General features: G+C 67.3%; 14 protein-coding genes. 6 read left to right on the forward strand and 8 right to left on the reverse strand.

Annotated elements, in window-relative coordinates:
• Window positions 1-4: 4 nt before the first annotated feature.
• The 3 genes from ACFPQ9_RS37635 to ACFPQ9_RS37645 all read right to left on the reverse strand — a co-directional run bounded on the left by ACFPQ9_RS37635 (window position 5) and on the right by ACFPQ9_RS37645 (window position 2,895).
• Entirely contained in the window at window positions 5-1,018 is a 1,014-nt protein-coding gene (locus tag ACFPQ9_RS37635) for a 3-hydroxyacyl-CoA dehydrogenase NAD-binding domain-containing protein (protein ID WP_380863446.1), read from the reverse strand.
• Window positions 1,018-1,956 (reverse strand): 3,5-dioxohexanoate:acetyl-CoA acetone transferase, encoded by a 939-nt coding sequence (gene kce / locus ACFPQ9_RS37640; protein WP_380863448.1) that lies wholly within the window; start codon window positions 1,954-1,956, stop codon window positions 1,018-1,020. Before kce ends, ACFPQ9_RS37635 begins: the two co-directional genes overlap by 1 nt.
• Window positions 1,957-2,076: 120 nt before the next feature.
• Window positions 2,077-2,895: an IclR family transcriptional regulator gene (locus ACFPQ9_RS37645; protein ID WP_380863450.1), complete on the reverse strand. Its 819-nt coding sequence runs from the start codon at window positions 2,893-2,895 to the stop codon at window positions 2,077-2,079.
• A gap of 297 nt (window positions 2,896-3,192) precedes the next feature.
• Here ACFPQ9_RS37645 and ACFPQ9_RS37650 point away from each other — a divergent pair, with 297 nt between their 5' ends.
• Window positions 3,193-3,678, forward strand: coding sequence for a thioesterase family protein (locus ACFPQ9_RS37650; protein WP_380863452.1), 486 nt, complete (start codon window positions 3,193-3,195; stop codon window positions 3,676-3,678).
• A 277-nt stretch (window positions 3,679-3,955) separates the two neighbouring features.
• Here the strand turns inward: ACFPQ9_RS37650 and ACFPQ9_RS37655 are convergent, their stop codons facing one another.
• Complete coding sequence (locus tag ACFPQ9_RS37655; protein ID WP_380863454.1) at window positions 3,956-4,612, reverse strand: TetR/AcrR family transcriptional regulator; 657 nt, start codon at window positions 4,610-4,612, stop codon at window positions 3,956-3,958.
• Between the two features lie 219 nt (window positions 4,613-4,831).
• On the opposite strand from ACFPQ9_RS37655, the gene ACFPQ9_RS37660 reads away from it, so the two are divergent.
• Entirely contained in the window at window positions 4,832-5,986 is a 1,155-nt protein-coding gene (locus ACFPQ9_RS37660; RefSeq protein ID WP_380863456.1) for an ABC transporter ATP-binding protein, read from the forward strand.
• Window positions 5,987-6,073: 87 nt separating this feature from the next.
• On the opposite strand, the gene ACFPQ9_RS37665 is transcribed toward ACFPQ9_RS37660, so the two are convergent.
• The 3 genes from ACFPQ9_RS37665 to ACFPQ9_RS37675 are packed head-to-tail and all read right to left on the reverse strand — an operon-like array spanning window position 6,074 to window position 9,182.
• Entirely contained in the window at window positions 6,074-6,988 is a 915-nt protein-coding gene (locus tag ACFPQ9_RS37665; RefSeq protein ID WP_380863458.1) for an ABC transporter permease, read from the reverse strand.
• Window positions 6,985-7,959, reverse strand: a complete 975-nt coding sequence (locus tag ACFPQ9_RS37670) for an ABC transporter permease (protein ID WP_380863460.1) — start codon at window positions 7,957-7,959, stop codon at window positions 6,985-6,987. Before ACFPQ9_RS37670 ends, ACFPQ9_RS37665 begins: the two co-directional genes overlap by 4 nt.
• Window positions 7,956-9,182, reverse strand: coding sequence for a polyamine ABC transporter substrate-binding protein (locus ACFPQ9_RS37675; RefSeq protein WP_380863463.1), 1,227 nt, complete (start codon window positions 9,180-9,182; stop codon window positions 7,956-7,958). Before ACFPQ9_RS37675 ends, ACFPQ9_RS37670 begins: the two co-directional genes overlap by 4 nt.
• A 270-nt stretch (window positions 9,183-9,452) precedes the next feature.
• Between ACFPQ9_RS37675 and ACFPQ9_RS37680 the strand changes: the two genes are divergently transcribed.
• On the forward strand, window positions 9,453-10,871 hold the full coding sequence (locus ACFPQ9_RS37680; RefSeq protein ID WP_380863465.1) for an aspartate aminotransferase family protein: 1,419 nt from the start codon (window positions 9,453-9,455) through the stop codon (window positions 10,869-10,871).
• Window positions 10,868-12,328, forward strand: a complete 1,461-nt coding sequence (locus tag ACFPQ9_RS37685) for an aminobutyraldehyde dehydrogenase (protein ID WP_380863467.1) — start codon at window positions 10,868-10,870, stop codon at window positions 12,326-12,328. Before ACFPQ9_RS37680 ends, ACFPQ9_RS37685 begins: the two co-directional genes overlap by 4 nt.
• 18 nt (window positions 12,329-12,346) lie before the next feature.
• Here the strand turns inward: ACFPQ9_RS37685 and ACFPQ9_RS37690 are convergent, their stop codons facing one another.
• Entirely contained in the window at window positions 12,347-13,645 is a 1,299-nt protein-coding gene (locus ACFPQ9_RS37690) for a sensor histidine kinase (protein ID WP_380863469.1), read from the reverse strand.
• A 282-nt stretch (window positions 13,646-13,927) separates the two neighbouring features.
• On the opposite strand from ACFPQ9_RS37690, the gene ACFPQ9_RS37695 reads away from it, so the two are divergent.
• Window positions 13,928-14,575, forward strand: coding sequence for a response regulator transcription factor (locus ACFPQ9_RS37695; RefSeq protein WP_380863471.1), 648 nt, complete (start codon window positions 13,928-13,930; stop codon window positions 14,573-14,575).
• A 77-nt stretch (window positions 14,576-14,652) separates the two neighbouring features.
• A complete protein-coding gene (locus ACFPQ9_RS37700; RefSeq protein WP_380863473.1) occupies window positions 14,653-15,735 on the forward strand; it encodes an ETX/MTX2 family pore-forming toxin in 1,083 nt (360 codons plus the stop codon).
• Window positions 15,736-15,911: the final 176 nt, after the last annotated feature.

A 15,911-nucleotide genomic window follows, 5' to 3' on the forward strand; every position in this document is an offset into this window, starting at 1 on the left:
TCGTTCATGTGAGGTGGTCCGAGTGCGGGACGGTGTGCGGGCCCCACCGCCTTGCGTGCCGGTCCAGGAGCAGGGACAGCTCCACCAGAAAGTCGTCGCGCTCTTCCGTCAGTTGAGCGACGGAGCGTCCGGCGGCGGCCTGCTGCGCCCCGTCCGCCATTCTCTGTCGCAGGTCGTCGGTGAGTTCCGGCGCTTGCAGACGCGTCCACGGTTCGAGCAGGGCGGGGCCGAAGTGGTCGAGCATATGGGCCATCCCGCCGGTGCCGCCTGCCAGGTGGAAGGTCAGGCAGGGCCCCATCAGGGCCCAACGCAGACCGGGGCCCCGCGCGATGGAGATGTCGAGCTGATCCACGGTCGCCTCGCCCGCGGCGACCATGTGGAGAGCTTCGCGCCACAGGGCCTCTTGGAGCCGGTTGCCTATGAAGCCCGGCAGTTCCCGGTCCAGCACCAGCGACACCTTCCCTGCCTGCTGGTAGAAGGCGTCCGCCCAGGCGACAGCGGCCGGGTCGGTGTTCTTGCCTCCGACCACTTCGACCAGAGGGATGAGATATGGCGGGTTGAAGGGATGCCCGACCACGAAGCGTCCCGGTGTGCGGCAGCCGGACTGCATGTCGGACATGGCCAGGCCCGAGGTGCTGGAGGCGACGACGACACCCGGCGGAGCGGCTGTGTCGATCCTGGCGAGGATGTCGACCTTGGCGTCGAGTCGTTCGGGGGTGGACTCCTGAACGAAGCCGGCCTCGCCCACCGCTTCCACCAGTGTGCCGGTGAAGGTGAGCCGGTCGCGGTGCGCTCCGTCGGCGAGACCCAGTCGTTGCAGTGCCGGCCAGGCACGGTCGACCAGCGCCTCCAGCCGCTGCCGGGCGCCGGGGGCCGGATCGTACGCCCGGACGTCGTAGCCCATGCGCAGGAAGTGCGCCGCCCAGCCGCCGCCGATCACACCGGTGCCGACGATCCCGATGGTCGTCACGGCCTCCGGCGCCGGCGGCCGTGACGACGGCGGTGTGGCCCCGGTCATCAGAAGCCCACCTTGTCGAGGCCCTTCAGGCCCAGCAGGGCACGGGTTTCCTCAGCGGTGGCGACCTCGATCGACAGTTCCTGGAGGATACGGCGGACCTTGTGCACCTGGTCGGCGTTGGACGGGGCGAGCTGTCCTTTGCCGAGGTACAGGCCGTCCTCCAGGCCGACGCGGACGTGCCCTCCCATGACGGCGGCCACGGTCACCATGTCGAACTGGTGGCGTCCGGCCCCGAGTACCGACCACTGGTACGTGTTACCCAGCAGCCGGTCCGCGGTCTGCTTCATGTGGACCAGATGCTCCACCTCGGCACCGATCCCGCCCATGACTCCCATGACGGTCTGGAGGAAGACGGGCGGACGCACCAGGCCCCGCTCCAGGTAATGGGCGAGCGTGTGGAGGTGACCGACGTCGTAGGCCTCGTACTCGAATCGGGCACCGGTCTCCGGCCCGACCGTCCGCAGCATGTGCTCGATGTCCGCGTACGTACTGACGAACGGCTCGCGTCGGGTGCTTTCCAGGTACGGCTCCTCCCAGTCGAAGCGCCACGTTCCGCGGTACTTGTCGATCATGGGGAAGCCGCCGTAGTTCATGGTGCCGAGGTTGAGCGTGCACAGCTCGGGCCTGGCCACCTCGATGACGCGCAGCCGGTCCTCGACGGTCATGCCCGTGCCGCCTCCGGTCGTGATGCTCACGACGGCGTCGGTGGCGGCTTTGATGGGCTTGAGGTACTCCAGGAACACGGCGGGGTCGGACGTGGGCCGGCCGTCTCTGGGATCGCGGGCGTGCAGATGGATGACCGAGGCCCCGGCCTCGGCGGCGGTAACCGACTGGTTGACCACGTCCTCGATGGTGAACGGCAGGGAGGGGGACATGGTGGGCGTGTGCCCCGACCCCGTTACGGCGCAGGTGATGATGGCTTTGCGCATCGCCGACATGACGCGGCTCCTATCCGGATTTCATAATGCGAGCATGCGTCGCACAATATGAAAGTGGAGGAGGGGGCACGCCCTGTCAAGGGTCCGCGGGCGGGCAGGGGCCTACAGGTCCGTCAGGGCCTACAGGTCCCTCAGCGCCGCAGCGATGTCCTCGGCCGCGTCATGGGCCAGTGCCCCGAGGTCGGGGAAGCGTTCTTGTGACACCCGGTCCTGCGGTCCCCAGATGCTCATCACGGCGAAGGGCCGGCCGCGCCCGTCGAGGACCGGTGCGGAGACTCCGTAGAGGTTGCGCTCCAACTCCCCCACGCAGACGCTGAATCCGCGGGTGCGGACCTCGGCCAGCTCGCTCTTCAGCCGGGCGCGATCGGTGATGGTGGTGTCGGTGTACGCGACGAGTCGCTCGGCGATCAGCGCTTGCGCCTCCGCTTCGGGCAGCCAGGCGAGCAGGGCCTTGCCGGTGGAGGTGGCGTGCAGCGGCACCTGACGGCCGAGCCACTTGGCGCTGAGGACCACCGGTGGCGTCACTTCGTCGATGTACGTCAGTCCGAGCCGCTGGACGACGGCGAGACTGGCCGTCTCCCCCGTCTGCTCGCTGGCCTTCTCCAGGATGCCGTGAGCCCGGCGCACCAGGCCGTCGAAGCCGGCGGCGGAAGCCATCCGCGCCATCGCGAACCCGATGGAGTAGCGGTTGCTGCGCGGGTCGCGGTCGACAAGGGCATGCGCCTCCAGGGTGAACAACAACCGCCACGCGGTGGCACGGTTCAGACCGCAGCGGTCGGCCAGGACGGTTGCGGACTCACCCGCGGGAGAGCTGTCGGCGACCGCCTGCAGCAGCGCGATCGCCCGTTCCAGAGCCTGCACGCGGCCGGAACCGGCCGGCTGGTCACCCTCGGTCTCGGCGCCTTGCGGGTTTTTGCCGTGCGCCTTGGAGGTGTTCATGTCCCCTGTCTCCCCTGCTCCGGTGCGGAGGTCCTTGCGGCGACCACGGCGCCAGCGGTCCTGAGACCACCGAGGCCGACCCGCCGCGGACCTTGACCCGTGTGACGGTCCTCCCTATCTTCTCACTAACCGAACGGGCATCGCACATAGTGAGCAACCGTCAGCGGGTCGCGACCCGCCTTCCGGCCCCTTGCGGGCCACATGCGAGAAAGACACCCCCTGATGCACAGGATGCCGAACCCTCCCGACCAACCGTCGAAGTCGGGCACGCGTGCCGGCCAGGACGGCCAAGGAGCGGTGGATGCGCCGCTCTGCCTGCACACCACCACCGTGCGGCCGAGCTGGACGGACTACAACGACCACCTCAGTGAATACGCCTACCTGCTGGTGTTCGGGGACAGCTCGGACGTCTTCTTCCGTCGTATGGGCGTGGAGGAGCGCTACCGCGCCCAAGGTCATTCGCTCTACACCGCCGAAACCCATCTGCACCATCGCCGGGAGGCGTACTCCGGCGACCCGCTCCTGCTCACCATCCAGGTCCTGGGCCTGGACGACAAACGCCTGCACCTGTTCCACACCATGCATCACAGCCGCAGTGGCGACATTCTGGCCACCGCCGAGCAGCTGCTGCTTCACGTGGACACGCGTGCCCGCCGGGTGGCGCCTTTCCCCGCACCACTGCTGACGCGACTGACGGCGGTGCGGGACGCCCACGCGCATCTCGATGTGCCCGACGGCGTCGGGCACGTCATGGCGATCCCCTCTCACGACGCCACCGGATGAGAAGAGCCCAGACTGTTATACCGACTGCGAAAGCGCCGGCACGCGGCCGCCCGTCCGAGGCTCCGCACGCCGGCGTTCGCCGGCCGGAGCCGTATTTCCCGAACTCAACCGCCATCCACCGCGCGCCGGAAGGCTGAGCAACACGGCCCCCTCAACGCTGAGCAACCATTGCTCAGCGGGGGTTGACCTCGGCTTCCGTCATGGACGACGGGCTTGACGTCATGGAAGCCGCGGGGTTCCCTGCAACCAGTCGTCCGGCCGGCGACCCGCGCCGAAGCTACCGGCTGCGGGGGAAGTCCGAACGGTCCAGACCCACTTCGCGGGCCGCCGCCACGCGGGCGTGCTCCAGGAACCGGCGAGCGGAGAGCTTGGAGGTATTGAGTGTGTAGCGCACGGCGAGTCCGTCCAGCAGAGCATCCAGCCGCTCCGCCGCGGCGCCCGGATCGTCGCAGGAGAAGAGGCCCTCGGCGACACCCTCCCCGATCAGCCGCTCGATGACCGCGACCCAGGCGCCGTCGAGCTCGCGGATGATGGACCGCAGTGACTGCTCGCGCAGCGCACCGGCCCAGGCGTCCAGCCAGAGCATCCACGTCTGATCCGACCGTGTGCGCGGCACGTAGTGACGCAGAACGCGATCGAGGCGCGCGATCACGGTGCCGGGGCCGTCCGCGATCACCCTCAGCTGCCGAGCCTCCGCCTCCGCGGTCACCCTGAGCATCTCGGTCAGCAGTTCACTGAGATTGTCGAAGTGGTAGTGGACCAGGCCGGGGCTGACATCGGCCTCCTTGGCCACATCAGCAACCCGCGTGCTGGACCAGCCACGCTGGATCACCACTTTGCGCGTCGCTTCCAGCAGTTCGGCCCGGCGCTGAGCCAGCTGTGCCGCGCGTTCCGACGTTCCTGCCCGGCCTGACCGGGCCCCCTCTTCTGTCACGCCACCGGACTTTACCGGAAGGTAACGGCTGACCACACCTGCCTTCGACAAATTGATCGCCCAGTCAGTCGAAGGCACTGGGTTCAGCGTTCTCAGCCACGGACCGGCAGTCCCTCTACCCGCACCTTCTCCCAACCGATGACCAGTGTTGTCATCAAGATTGACTGAATGGCCAGTCAGAATATTCCCTAAACGGCACGCCGCACCTAGACTCCCTCCATGAAGCGCACAGCCTCCAGACCGCCGGACCGCGCCGGAGGCGTGGTCGAACTGATCGGTCTACACAAAGCGTTCGGAGATCGAACCGTCGTCGACGGGATCGACCTGCGCATACCGGGCGGCGAGTTCTTCTCCCTGCTCGGCCCCTCGGGTTGCGGGAAGACCACCACGCTCCGGATGCTCGCCGGCTTCGACGACCCCACCGGCGGGACCATCCTCATCGACCAGCAGGACATGGCCGGCATTCCCGCCCATCGTCGTCCCACCAACACCGTCTTCCAGAGCTACGCGCTCTTCCCGCACCTCACCGTCGCGGAGAACGTCGCCTACGGCCTGCGGTGGCATCGACGGGGTGGCCGGGACGACTCCACCGGCAAGGTCTCGTCGGCCGAGCGCGAGCGGAGGGTGCGCGAAGCGCTGGATCTGGTCGAGCTGGCGCCGTACGCGGCCGGCCGTGTCCAGCAGCTCTCCGGCGGGCAGCAGCAGCGTGTGGCCCTGGCCCGCGCTCTGGTGCTGCGCCCGTCGGTACTGCTGCTCGACGAGCCCTTGGGCGCCCTGGACGCCAGGCTCCGCAAGAACCTGCGGGAAGAGCTGCTGCGCCTGCAGCGCACGGTCGGCACCACCTTCGTCTTCGTCACACACGACCAGGAGGAAGCCCTGGAGATGTCCGACCGCATCGCGGTCATGGACCAGGGCAGGGTCGTCCAGTGCGGGACCCCTCGTGAGGTCTACGAATCCCCGCAGTCCGAGTTCGTCGCCGACTTCCTCGGGGTGGCCAATCTGCTCGACGGTCATCTGCTGGAGCGCAGCCGCGGCAGCCGGGGCCCCTCCGAAGTGCGCATCGGTGATTTCACCGTGCCGGCGACCTGCGCTGCGGACACTGCTCCGGGGCCGGTGCGCGTCGTGGTCCGGCCCGAGCGGATCCGGCTGGAACCGCGGGGCAAGAAGGGCGTCCCGGTCCACACGCTGCCGTGTGTCGTGGACCGGCTGGTCTACGTCGGTGCGACCACACAGGTCATGGCGCGGCTACCGCACGGCCCCGCGCTGCGGGTACTGGTGGTCAACGACAGCGACCGTGATCTTCTGACCCCCGGAACACCCGCCCTGGTCAGCTGTGCGCCCGAGGCGATCCGGATCCTGTCCAAGGACACCTGAACAGCTCCGGTACACCAAGAGCCGTCGCACACGCCGTTCAGGGCGGGCCGCCCCACCGGGGCGGCCCGCCCTGAACGGCCCTGTCGTCTACGGCAGGGTGAGCGCGCGCAGTGACGCGCCGTCCTGCCGGCGCCGCAGTACCAGCCAGGCCAGCAACAGCGCCAGGCTTGACGCGGCGAGCAGCAACGCGGCCAGAGCATTGAGCGCGGGGGTGGGCGAGGTCCGTACTGCGCTGTAGAGCTTGATCGGAACGGTGGTGGAGGAAGCGTCCGAGGACAGGAAGTGGCTGATGACGAAGTCGTCCATGGATGCCGCGAAGACGACCAGGGCGGAGCCGATGACGGCGGGTGTCAGCTGTGGCAGCAGCACCGTGCGCAGGGCCTGAAGTGGCGTGGCGCCCAAGTCGCGGGCCGCGGCCTCCAGGTGACGGCCTGTGGAGGCCAGCCGTCCTCTGACGATCACGAGGACATAGGCGATGGAGAACGTGACATGGCCGAGCAACTGCGCGGTCGGCCCGAGCGGAATGAAGCCATAGAGGTTGCTGAAGACCAGGTAGAGGGCGCTGCCCATGATGATCTCCGGCGTGGCCAGCGGGAGCAGCATGAGGCCGTTGGCCAGACCGCTGCCGCGGCCTTTCCACCGCGTGAGCCCCAGGCCGAGAGCGATGCCGATCGGCGTGGTCACCAGCGTCGTCAGCAGAGCCAGCCGCAGGCTGTTGGTCAGAGCCAGGCGCAAGGAGGCGTCGTGCAGGACCGAGGCGGTCCGGTCGGAGACGTACCAGCGCAGTGAAAAGCCCTGCCAGACACTGCGGGAGCGCCCCGCGTTGAAGGAGAACTGCACGGTGATCAGGACAGGCAGCAACGACCACACGACATAGCCCCAGGTGATCGACGCCAACACCACCGGGCGCCGGCGTCGGACCTTCGCGGCGGGAAGCGGGCGGCCGGCAGGGCGGATGCCGGGATCCGCGTCGCCCGCCACGGATGAACGAGGGGTGGTCACGACGCCTCCTGGGTCTCGCGGCGACTGGTGCGCAGGTAGTAGGCCATGAGGACCATGAGCAGCAGTGACAGCACCAGCACCAGCGCCGCACCGAGATGCTTCTGCGGTCCGCCCAGCAGGTACAGGTCGATCTGATTGCCGATCATGGTGGTCTCCGGCGAGCCGGACACCAGGGTGTTGGTGTAGTAGTCGCCGAGCATGGGCAGCGCGGTGATCACCGATGCGGTGAGCAGGCCGGCACGGCTCAGCGGCAGCGTCACCCGCCAGAAAGTGCGGGCGGTTCCCATCCCCAGATCGCGGGATGCCTCGATGAGCCGCGGGTCGATCTGGTCGAGCGTGGCGAACAGGGGCACGATGTAGAACGGAAGGTAGCCGTAGGCCAGTGCGACGATCACGGTGTACGGATTGCCGGACAGCCACTGCACCGGAGCGCCGATCACTCCGATGGCCTCCAGGGCCCGGTTGACGTATCCCTCGTCCTGGAGCAGGGCGAGCCACGCCATCATCCGGGTGAGGTAGTTGATCCACCACGGGGCGAGGATCAGACCAAGCAGCAGCCCGCGGCGACGGCCGGCGAGGCGGGCGACGTAGTAGGCGACCGGGTAGCCGACCAGCGTGCACAGCGCGAGTGCGGCGCCCACGTAGACCAGTGTGCGGACGAACACCGCCGTCAGATCCCCGCCCATGCTGCGTACGAGCACCTCGTGAAAGGTCGTGAACTGCCAGCGCAGTGGGTTCCAGGACGGTACGGGCTCCCCGAACAGCGGGTCCGTCGCCCCGAAGGCCACACAGACGATCGCGTAGAACGGCACCGCGAAGAAGACGAGGGTCCACGCGATGCCGGGGAAGGCCAAGACGCGCCAGAGCCCGTCCCGGTCCGCCTCGCGCCGCTTGCCGTTCGGGTCGCTGCCCGGGGCATCGGGGGCGGCGGTGGCCGGTTCCACGGTTCCGTGCTCCTCGACGCTGGTCACGCGCCCGCCTTGAACGTCGCCCATGCGTCCTGCCATCGCGACTCACCCGGCGGAGTCAGTACGAGGAGCTGCTGGCCCTTCTCGAAGTCCTCGGCGGTGACGATGGCCGACCTCAGATGCTCCGGTACCAGGCCCTCGGCGACCATGCGTCGCGGAGTGAACGCCTTCTGGGCGGGCTGGTACCCGATCCATTCCATGTTCCGCAACGCCACCTCGGTGTCGAGGAGGTAGTTGAGGAAGTGGTGGGCGAGCACCGGGTGCCGGGCCGACGCGGGTATCGCCATCGTGTCGCTGCCCACCACGCCCTGGGCGCCGCCGGGGTACCAGTAGCCGATGACGTCGGCGGAGACGCCCTTGGGCAGGTAGCTCGGGGAGGCGATCATGTCGCCGTTCCACGCCTGGTGCACGGTCGCCGTGCCGTCGGTGATGAACTGGGACGCTTGGTTGCCCACCTTCACGCGAACGGCGCGGAGCATGTCGCTGAGACCGTCCGCGGCGGCCTGGATGGTGGCCGCGTCGTCGGTGTTGACGTCGGCCTGCCCGTCGCGGAGCATCACCATGCCCAGCGCCTCGCGGTAGTCGTCGATGACGTAGACCTTGCCGCGGTGGGAGCTGTCCCAGAACAGGTCGTAGGGATCGGCGGGAAGTTGGGAGATCCGGTCGGTGCGGTATCCGATCCCGGTGCTGTACACGTTGTAGGGAACGGTGTAGCGCGACCCCTGGTCGTAGAACGGGTCCTGGAGCGCGGGCAGGGCGTTCTTCAGGTTCCCCAGGTAGGAATGGTTCAGTGGCTGCACCAACCGGCCGGCGACGGCTCGGCTGATGATGTCGGGGGTCGGGAAGACCACGTCGTAGTCGGCGCTGCCCGACCGCAGCTTGCTCAGGGCTTCGGTCATGGTGTTGAAGGTCGTGATCTCCACCGTGACCCCGTAGTCCTTGCCGAACCTCCGGACGACCTCGGGTGACACGTAGTCGGCGTAGTTCAGCACCTTGAGGGTGCCGGACTCCGGACGGAGTCCGTCCTTCACCGGCTCCAGGCCGGCGAAAGTCGGCAGGGTGACGGGATGGTCGGGTCTCGCCAGAGAAACGGAAGTGCCGGGGCTGTTCTTGTCCGGGCCACCGCAGGCGGGGATGCCGAACGCACCTAGGGCCAGCAGCCCCGCACCGCGCAACATGGCGCGGCGACCGGTGTCGGCGGTGCGTTCACGAGGGTGGAAAGTCATGGAACCTCCTGCGCTGTGACTCTCGGGCCTTGAGTACGTCGATCCCTCCCCCGGACGGCCCTCGAGTGGTTCAAGTGCTTGCCAGATTGACTGGTCGTCCAGTTAGTCTGTCGACGTAGCTCATTCGCCACAAGGGCTGTACACAAGTTCGCCGGTTCAGGACAGCCCCCGCACCGTGGCCCGCCGATCCGCTGTCGCCGGTGCACTCCCCGGACGACGGCATCCCTCAGCGCCGAGCCATCCGGCTCGGCGGAAATGGATGACCCCTTCATGGACGCCAACCTCCGGATCCCATCTCCCCGCCCAACTCACGACGACGACCTGGCACGACTCGACGAGCTGATCCTCGCCGCGGAAGCGGCCTTCATGGCACGCACTGGCGCCTCTCAGAGGTTGCGCGCACAAGGCGCGGACGTACTGTCCGGCGGCGTCGCCTCCAGCTGGCAGGCAACGATCCCGGGCACGGTGTGGGTCGATCACGGCGCCGGCTCCCGGCTCGTGGACGCCGACGGCACCGAGTACGTCGACCTGCACGGCGGATTCGGTGTCGGGCTGGTCGGACATGCCCACCCGGCGATCGTGGACGCGGTGTCCGCCCGGGTACGCCGGGGTACTCACTTCGGGCAGCCGGTCCAGGACGCGATCAGTGTCGCGCGGGCACTGGCCGAGCGCTTCGGCCTGCCGTTGTGGCGCTTCAACAACTCCGGCACCGAATCGACCATGGACGCAGTTCACTTGCTGCGGGTCGCCACCGGACGGCCCAAGATCATCAAGGTCGAGGGCACGTACCACGGCCATCACGACAGTGTGCAGGTCTCGGTCTACCCCTCCCCCGAGCAGGCCGGCACCCCCCAACGTCCCAGATCCGTGCCGGCCGCGGGGGCGGCCGTACCGCAGGACCTGGTCCGCCTCACGGTCGTCGTCCCCTACGGCGACCTCGGCGCGGTCGAGCGGGCCCTGCATGAGCACCGCGGCGAGATCGCGGGCATGATCATCGAGCCGATCATGATGAACATCGGTCTGATCGCCCCACCTGACGGGTACTTGCGTGGACTCAGCGACCTGCTGCACGCCCACGGGGCCTGGCTCGCGTTCGACGAGGTCAAGACCGGACTTGCCGTGGCGCCCGGCGGCGCAACGCAGCTCTTCGGAGTCACTCCTGACCTGGTATGTCTGGCCAAAGCCCTCGGCGGTGGCCTGCCGTGCGGGGCCATAGGCGGTGTCCCGGAGCTGATGAACCTCATCAGCGACGGCATCTACGAACAGGTCGGCACCTTCAACGGCAACCCCCTGACCATGGCGGCCGCCCGCGCCGTGCTGGAGGACGTGCTCGACGCCGCGGCATACAAACACTTCGCGACGCTGCGCGGCATCATGGTGGCGGGCGTACAGAGGATCCAGCGGCGCTACCAGCTGCCCGGCCAGGTGCGCGGCTACGGGGCCAAGGGCGCCGTCATCTTCACGGATCGGCTCGACAACTACCGTGACTTCGTGGCCTACCCCGACCAGTGGGGTCATGCCCATTGGCTCTACCAGCTCAACAACCAGGTGTTCCTGCCGCCCTGGGGCAAATGCGAGCAGTGGACCGTCTCGGTCCAGCACACCGAACAGGACGTGCTCGGTTTCCTGAGCAACCTCGAGCGGCTCGCCGCCGACCTGCGCCGTGCCGACGCGGGGGTCAACTCGTGACTGCCCGGGCCAACGACCCCCTGATCTCCGTGGACGCCCTGATCGACGGCCAGTTGCGTCCCGGGAACGCGGGCACCCGCACCGCCAACGTCCTGGACGCGGCCCTTGACCCGTCGACCGGGGAACCGATCGCTTCGGTTCCTCGCACCACGCCCGGTTCGCTCGATCTCGCGGTGGCCTCGGCCCAGCGGGCATTCACCGGCTGGCGCGCGGTCACACCCGCCGAACGGGCTGCCGCGCTGCTGAGCCTGGCAGACGCCTTGGAGCAGGACATCGAGACGTTCATCTGGCTGGAGTCCCGAAACGCCGGCAAGCCGATCGCGGCCACTCCCGGCGAGATCGACTACGCCATCGACAACCTGCGGTTCCTCGCGGGCGCCGCCCGTGTCCTGACGGCGCAGGCCGCCGGGGAGTACGTGTCCGAGGCGACCTCCTTTCTGCGCCGCGAACCTGTCGGCGTGGTCGGGGCCGTGGCGCCCTGGAACTACCCGCTGATGATGGCGGTCTGGAAACTGGGCCCCGCCCTGGCCGCCGGCTGCACTGTGGTGCTCAAGCCGTCCGAACTCACACCGCTGTCGACACTGTGGCTGGCCCGGCTCGCCCACGACGTGCTTCCTCCGGGCGTACTCAACGTCGTGACCGGCGACGGCTCGGTGGGAAACACCCTCATCTCCCATCCCGGCGTGGACATGGTGTCGCTGACCGGCTCGGTGGAAACGGGTCGGCGGGTGGCGGCGGCCGCTGCTCCCACTCTGAAGCGACTGCATCTGGAACTGGGCGGCAAGGCGCCGGTGGTGGTCTTCGACGACGCGGACGTGACCGCGCTCGCCGAGAACCTGCGCGTGACGGCGTACGGCAACGCCGGCCAGGACTGCACCGCCGCGTGCCGGGTGATAGCCACGCCCCGGGTACACGATCAGGTGCTGGAGGCTCTCGCCGAGGTGGCGGCGTCCGTGACGACCGGTCCGACCGACGAACCGAGCACCGAACTCGGGCCTCTGATCAGCGCCGCGCACCGGGAACGGGTCGCCCGCCTGGTCGAGCGGGCCAGGCATGTGGGGGCACGGATCGTCACTGGAGGGGGCGCCCCTGATCTTCCCGGCTTCTACTACCTGCCCACTGTCGTGGCGGGTCCGACCCAGTCCTCCGAGATCGTCCAACGGGAGGTCTTCGGTCCGGTGGTGACCGTGCAGCGGGCGAGTTCCGACGAGGAGGCGCTGGCCATGGCGGCGGACACTCCCTACGGACTGGCGGCCAGTGTGTGGACCGCCGATGTCGGCCGGGCGCTGAGTGCCACGGCGAATCTGCGGTTCGGCGCGGTGTGGGTGAACGACCACATCAGCAGCGCCTCGGAGATGCCGCACGGCGGCTTCAAACAGTCCGGTTACGGCAAGGACATGTCGACCGCCAGCCTTGACCACTACACGGAACCACGACACGTCATGATCCGTTGGTGACGCAGGATTCGACCAGGTCTAGCCTCGTTCGGTCGAGGCGATCGGCAAGGTGATGCGGACACAGGTGCCGTGGGGGTGGTTGGGGCCAACGGTGAACGTGCCGTTGGCGCCCTCGATCCGCATGCGCTGGGAGATCAGACCGATATGGCCCTCCGCGGCCCTCCTCTCGAGGTCTGCAGGCTCCATCCCCGCTCCGTCGTCGGCCACGCACAGCTCCACCCTCCTCGGCCCGACCGGCGTCAGGGCCACCCAGGCATGGCGTGCGTGGGCGTGCTTCACCACGTTGGTGAGCAGTTCACGGGCAGCGGAGTAGAGCAGGCGATCGGCGGGGCCGGCACTGTCGAGCCCGCACAGGACCGTCACCTTCAGTCCACTGCGGGAGGCGATCTGTTCGCCGAGCGTGTCGAGACCGCCGGCGAGTCCTGATGACTGCAACACCTCCGAGTGCAGGTCCTTGACCAGACGACGAAGTTGAGCCGTCACCTGGGCCAGCAGTTCGTCGGCGTTGTCCAGCGCCGTGTCCCCGCTCTGGGCCACGGCCTCCTCCATCTCGTGTCGGGCGGCGAGAACGTTCTGAAGGGCGCCGTCGTGCAAGGTCTCCGCGAGTTCGTTGCGCTCCCGCTCCTCTGCGGACATCACCTCGTTCAGGAGCCGGGACCGCTGCTGAAGGAGCGTGCCGATGAGCTGAAGTCTCGACTTCTGGAGAACGGAGATCCGCACGGCTGCGGCCGTCATCACCAGGATGAACACAGAGGTGATCCACGACCTGTCCCAGTAAGGATCAGCGCCCCGGCGCACAACGATGATGCCGGTGAACGCCAGTGCCGAGAGCAGACCGCCGATGGCGGTGGTCCGGGGAGGCAGGAAGGGGGCACCGAAGAGTGGGATGAGCAGAAACAGGTTGCTGGCAAGGGGCGAGGACCAGGTGTCGTCGGCCAAGTCGCCGCAGATGACCAGCAAGACGGTGATCGTGGCCAGGTCGACAGCGAGTGGAAGCCAGGCCACGCGTATCAGCAGTCGTCTACTCAGTGGCGCGACCAGAAGCGCGGCACTCCACGCCGTATAACTCCAGACGATCGCCCTCGCGAGTCCCACATTGGTGGTCGGCGGGTAGACGGTGAGTTCTATGTGCAACGCCAGCGCGACGACAATCCGCAGAAGCGCCTGCACGCGCAGGGCACGGTGCCAGTGCGACGTGGCGGTGGATGCCGAGGCGGTGGACCGGACTTCTACCGGCTGGTCAGGCAAGGGAGTTGAGTACGACTGGCGCAGTCGGCTGTCCGGATCGTCACTGTCACCGATCCCGTAGACACCCATGTGTCGTTTCCTTACGTAAGCGCAGGGCAGTTGTCGACCACCGCTGTGGCCCATGTGTCGCCCGCAATCATGTCCAGCGCCAATTCTGCTCCATCGGAACGATGTACCGCTCGGGATTCATCCCCTCTGTCGGCCAATCAGTGGACACCGATCCGGGTCGCAGACCGTGATCGTGGCAAGAGCAGGGCAGTGCAACGCAGACGATCCGATCGCGCGAAGTCCGCCGACAGGTCATTCCCCGCAAGTTGAGTACAGGCGATCCCTGCAAGAGAGGTGGGTCACATGGCGGATGAGGCATCGAGGGTTTCCGTGATCGTCGTCGAGGACCACCCGGTGTACCGCGAGGGAATCGTGCGCGGCCTGGCTCTCAGTGGCCGGGTGGAGGTGGTTGCGGAAGCATCCACCGGACGCCAGGCACTGCAGGAGATTCGGAAGAGACATCCCCGAGTGGCCCTCATCGACTACCGATTGCCCGACCTCGATGGAATTGCTGTCCTGCACTCCATCGTCAGAGACGCGATCCCCACCCGGGTGATCATCCTGTCGGCCACGGCGGACAGTTCCGTCGTCTTCCGGGCGGTTCAGGAAGGAGCGGCGGGATATGTACCAAAGGATGCTCGCCGACAGGAGATCGTCGACGCCGTACTCAAAGTCGCCGCAGGTCATGTGGTCATCGCGGCGGAACTGACCGGAGCGCTGGCTGACGAGATCCGGATACGCGGCCCACAAGAGTCACCGATACTGACGGCACGCGAACGTCAAGTACTGGAGGCTTTCTCCCGGGGCCTCAGTATCCGGCAGACCGCGTCCGAGTTGTTTCTTGCAGTGAGCACCGTGAAGACACATACGCAGCGGATGTACGAGAAGTTGCAGGTGTCGGACCGGGCTGCCGCAGTGGCCGAGGCCATGCGGCGAGGGCTCCTTGAATAGGAGGCGGTGGGCGCGGGTGCCTCTGCGGCGCCGTCAACTCATCATCTCTGGACCGGGGCACAGTGGGGACAATTTTCATGCAGATTAATTTCCCCGGCTCATCCTCTTTCCTATCCAGGACTGATATCCAGCACAGAACTATGGGAGGTGCCATCATCAACACCCACAGAATACGACGAGCGATCGTTGTAACCGGTTCGATCGCGACATGTTTCTCCCTCGCCGCACTGGCCACACCCGCCATAGCGCTTCAGGGAGTCGGAATGCCCTCGTCTCCAGATTGCGCGGAGGGCTACACCGGCCCCGACCCGGCGGATCCTGCCGGCCCCAAGTACAACCCTGACCAACTACCCCCCGGTTTCACCAGCCTGGACAATCTCATCAAGGACGCCTACCTCTACAAGGGACTCAAACACCGCCGAACCGCCCACAACACGCGCAAGGTCGATGTCGACACCTCAGACATGAAGATCAGTGATCTCAGCTCTTCATGGGACATGGACAAGCTCGAAACGAGCGCGTCCACAGAGGTCATCAGCAACAACCAGCTACACAACGGATCGGACGACACCCAAGTCCTGAGCACATCTGCTTTCAGCAGTACCTACATCGACTCCGAAACCGTGCAGGTGGGTGTCGGCATATCCGACACCGCCACCGTCAATGTGACTGTGGCCCCGGCGAACGTCGGTGTGGGAAGCACGGCGGCCAGAACCATGACCGTCACCAAGTCCCGGAGCTGCACGCAGACGCATCAGACGACGTACACCGCCCCATCGTCGAACATAAGCGTGCCGCCGCACTCGCAGAAGACGGTGCGAGCGACCTTCACGCGAGGCACGTATCAAGGCGTGCTCAACTATCACGCCGCAATCACGGGAACATACGAGATCAGTGGGACATCCAAGAAAACCGGCCCCAGCTGCTCCAACAACTGCTTCACCAAGCAATGGAAGGACAGGGGCGATGTCATAGATCTGCTCCACGGTGCGATGCACGAAGGATTCAAGCTGCCCGACGGATGGACGGTCGAAGAGAACGGACCGCTCACCATCGACGGTTCAGCCACGGTCCAGGGAACCACGCGGACCACCAACTACTCTCTCGAGGTCGGCGCCGACGAGCCCTACACGGGATCGAGCGTCACGGTCACCCACTGAGCCTGGAGAGAGCGGCAGACAGGCCGTGCCGCTCCGAGTCTGGTCGGAGCGACACGGTCCTGTTGATACACCGTCACTGAAGATCTGAACTGGTCCTAGTGGCGCCGCCGTCACCAGGCCGCCGCACGCCGCTGTCACTACAGCCGCCGCACCCGAAGTCACGCACCACCGGGACC

Source organism: Streptomyces coerulescens, assembly GCF_042657965.1.
GTDB lineage: Bacteria > Actinomycetota > Actinomycetes > Streptomycetales > Streptomycetaceae > Streptomyces > Streptomyces coerulescens.

Excerpts from the sequence above, each read along its gene's own strand:
- ACFPQ9_RS37635 (WP_380863446.1), bottom strand. The coding sequence starts at position 1,018 with ATGACCGGGGCCACACCGCCGTCGTCACGGCCGCCGGCGCCGGAGGCC.
- kce (WP_380863448.1), bottom strand. The coding sequence starts at position 1,956 with ATGTCGGCGATGCGCAAAGCCATCATCACCTGCGCCGTAACGGGGTCG.
- ACFPQ9_RS37645 (WP_380863450.1), bottom strand. The coding sequence starts at position 2,895 with ATGAACACCTCCAAGGCGCACGGCAAAAACCCGCAAGGCGCCGAGACC.
- ACFPQ9_RS37660 (WP_380863456.1), top strand. The coding sequence starts at position 4,832 with ATGAAGCGCACAGCCTCCAGACCGCCGGACCGCGCCGGAGGCGTGGTC.
- ACFPQ9_RS37675 (WP_380863463.1), bottom strand. The coding sequence starts at position 9,182 with ATGACTTTCCACCCTCGTGAACGCACCGCCGACACCGGTCGCCGCGCC.
- ACFPQ9_RS37680 (WP_380863465.1), top strand. The coding sequence starts at position 9,453 with ATGGACGCCAACCTCCGGATCCCATCTCCCCGCCCAACTCACGACGAC.
- ACFPQ9_RS37690 (WP_380863469.1), bottom strand. The coding sequence starts at position 13,645 with ATGGGTGTCTACGGGATCGGTGACAGTGACGATCCGGACAGCCGACTG.
- ACFPQ9_RS37695 (WP_380863471.1), top strand. The coding sequence starts at position 13,928 with ATGGCGGATGAGGCATCGAGGGTTTCCGTGATCGTCGTCGAGGACCAC.
- ACFPQ9_RS37700 (WP_380863473.1), top strand. The coding sequence starts at position 14,653 with ATGCAGATTAATTTCCCCGGCTCATCCTCTTTCCTATCCAGGACTGAT.